The organism is Arthrobacter sp. TB 26, assembly GCF_000427315.1.
Classification (GTDB): Bacteria; Actinomycetota; Actinomycetes; order Actinomycetales; family Micrococcaceae; genus Arthrobacter.
Map to the genome: position 1 here is coordinate 1 of NZ_AUPJ01000434.1, position 2,576 is coordinate 2,576.

Annotated in this window: 3 protein-coding genes; all 3 read right to left on the reverse strand. The window is 68.3% G+C overall.

Annotated features, from left to right (window positions below):
• Positions 1–191: 191 nt before the first annotated feature.
• Positions 192–1,535: an NAD(P)/FAD-dependent oxidoreductase gene (locus K789_RS0116655; protein ID WP_024367747.1), complete on the reverse strand. Its 1,344-nt coding sequence runs from the start codon at positions 1,533–1,535 to the stop codon at positions 192–194.
• 2 nt (positions 1,536–1,537) lie between these two features.
• Positions 1,538–1,858: a 2Fe-2S iron-sulfur cluster-binding protein gene (locus K789_RS0116660; RefSeq protein ID WP_024367748.1), complete on the reverse strand. Its 321-nt coding sequence runs from the start codon at positions 1,856–1,858 to the stop codon at positions 1,538–1,540.
• 47 nt (positions 1,859–1,905) lie between these two features.
• The coding region (locus K789_RS0116665) for an SDR family NAD(P)-dependent oxidoreductase (RefSeq protein WP_024367749.1) at positions 1,906–2,576 on the reverse strand (671 nt) is incomplete at its 5' end.

Genomic DNA, 2,576 nt, shown 5'->3' on the forward strand with positions numbered 1-2,576 from the left:
GACCGGCCGGGCCGGGTACGCAGCGGCGAACTCCGCAACCGCGGAATCAACAACCGCGGGATTGGCGGCCGCGGGGTTGTCGGCCGCGCGGTTTGCGGCATCCGGCGTCGCGGTGCCGGCGTCGGCGACCGGGGTCTTGGGGGTGGTCATGGTGCTCCTTCGGGTGGGACCGGCTTACTGTCTGAATGCAGTTAGCTGTCCGTGGTGATCGTCTTGAGGGGTGTGGCCGGGTCCGCGGCGGCGCCGGCGGGGATGTTCTGGCCTTTGGCGAGGGCGTTCTTGACCGCCATGAAGTCCAGAGGGGCGTTGACGCAGTCCGCGGCGATGACCTGGCCCTTGCGGTAGTAGAGGACGCTGAATTTTCCGCGGTCCTCGTCCCGCCGCAGCACGGTCCGGTCGTAGCCGTTGCAGAGTCCGGCGATCTGGAGTTTGAGGTCGGCCTGGTTGGACCAGAACCACGGGATGCCGGCGTATTCCTCGCGCCGGCCGGTGAGCGAGTAGGCGGCCACCTTGGCGTGTTCGATCGCGTTGTTGACGCTCTCCAGCCGGATCCGCCCGCCCGGTTCGGAGCCGGGCACGGGGTTGGGCATGTTGGCGCAGTCGCCGATCGCCACCGTGGTGCCGTCCGAGGCCAGCGCGAAGCGGTCCACGACGATCCCGTTGTCCACCGTGAGGCCGAGCTGTTCGGCCAGTTGGGTGTTCGGGATGACCCCGATGCCAACCAGCACGATCTGCGCGGGCAGCACCGTGCCGTCCTGGAGTTCGACGCCGGCGACGGCCGTCTGTTTTCCACCTGCCGCGGTCTTCGCGGTGAAACGTGTGGCGCTCGTGTTGAGCCGGATGTCCAGGCCCCGGGCGCGGTGGGCCTGCAGGAAGTACTCGGCGGTCTCCTCGCCGACGGCGCGGCCCACCAGCCGCGGGCCGAATTCCAGCACGGTGACGCTTTTGCCCATCTTTTGCAGGCTGGACGCGGCTTCGAGGCCGATGAATCCGCCGCCGATCACCACAACGTCCTGCGCGTCCCCCACCCGGGCCTTGAGGGCCAGGGCGTCGTCGGCGTTGCGCAGGTAGAGCACGCCGTCAAGATCCCCGCCGTCGATCTCCAGTTTCCGGGCGCGGGCGCCCACGGTGAGGGCGAGCCGCTTGAAGGGGAACTGCTTGCCCGAAGACGAATGCGCGACGCCGGAGCCGTCCGGCTCCTTCTCGATCCTGACGATGTATTCGCCCTTGACCAGCTCCACGTTGTGGTCGGCCCAGTACTCGTTGGAGCGGAAGATGAGGGATTCGCTCTCCACCGTGCCCTGCAGGAACTCCTTGGACAGGGCCGGGCGCTGGTAGGGCCGGTGGTCCTCGTCGCCGAGCAGGGTGATGTGCTCATCGAAGCCGAGCGCCCGGAGGGACACTGCGAGCTGGACGCCTGACTGGCTGGCGCCGATGATCAGCAGGCCGGTGCGGGTAGGGCTGTCAGTTTCGGTACCGGCTGCGCCGGCCGTTCCGGCGGACGTCTGCTCCGCCGCGGCAGCGTGGGTGCCCATCACTACACCTGGGTTTCCGGGGTGGTGACGAACAGTTCGAGCTCGTCCGTGAGGCGGAGCTGGCAGGACAGGCGCGAGTTGTCCTCGCGGTCCACGGCCGTGCCGTAGAGCATCTCGTCCTCCATGTCCTCCATCGGCGGAAGCTGCGGGAGGCAGTCCTCGCGAACAAAGACGTGGCAGGTGGCGCAGGACAGCGACCCGCCGCATTCGGCCACGATGCCGGGGACGCCGTTTCGCACCGCGGTTTCCATGACGGAGTCGCCGGGATTGCCCTGGACGTCGCGGACAGCGCCCTCGGCGTCGGTGAAATGAACCGTTGGCATTGGTCCTCCTTGGTGTTGAAAGTCAGTTGAAGAGTTGGGGCGGGCGGTCAGATGAACTGGCGGCCGCCGTCGACCACCATGGTCTGGCCCGTGTAGTACGAACTGTCCGGCCCGGCCAGGAAGAGCGCCGCGCCCACGATGTCCTCCGGCTGGCTGGCCCGTTTGATGGCGCCGCGGTTCACACCGTAGTTTTCGGCGTTCTCCATCAGCCCGTAGCTGGCCTCGGTGAGGGTGAAGCCGGGGGCGATCGCGTTGACCGTGATCCCGCGCCGGCCCAGTTCCTTGGCCATCACCCGGGTCAGGGCCACCACGCCGCCCTTGGAGGCGACGTAGTGCAGCCACTGCTCCGAGCCGCTGAAGATCGTGGCGCTCGAGAGGTTGATGACGCGGCCGCCCTCGGGCAGGAACGGGCTCGCCGCCCGGGTGACGAGCCACGGGCCCTTGAGGTTCACATTCATCACCAGGTCCCATTCGGCCGGGTCGATGTCCTCGAACGGGCTGCGGGTCACCCCCGCGTATACCGCGGCGTTGTTAAGCACGACGTCGATGCTTCCGCCGCCGAAATCCGCGCAGCTTTTCGCGAGGGCCTCGGTGGATTCGACGCTCGTGACGTCGGCGTGGAAGGCCGCCGCGTCGGCCCCGGTATCCAGGACCAGCTTGGCCGTTTCCTCCGCACCCGCGAGGTTCACGTCCGCCACCGCCACGCGGTAGCCGCGGC

What these genes read in the sequence shown, in the direction of transcription:
- K789_RS0116655 (WP_024367747.1), bottom strand. Translation starts at nt 1,535, where the DNA reads ATGGGCACCCACGCTGCCGCGGCGGAGCAGACGTCCGCCGGAACGGCC.
- K789_RS0116660 (WP_024367748.1), bottom strand. Translation starts at nt 1,858, where the DNA reads ATGCCAACGGTTCATTTCACCGACGCCGAGGGCGCTGTCCGCGACGTC.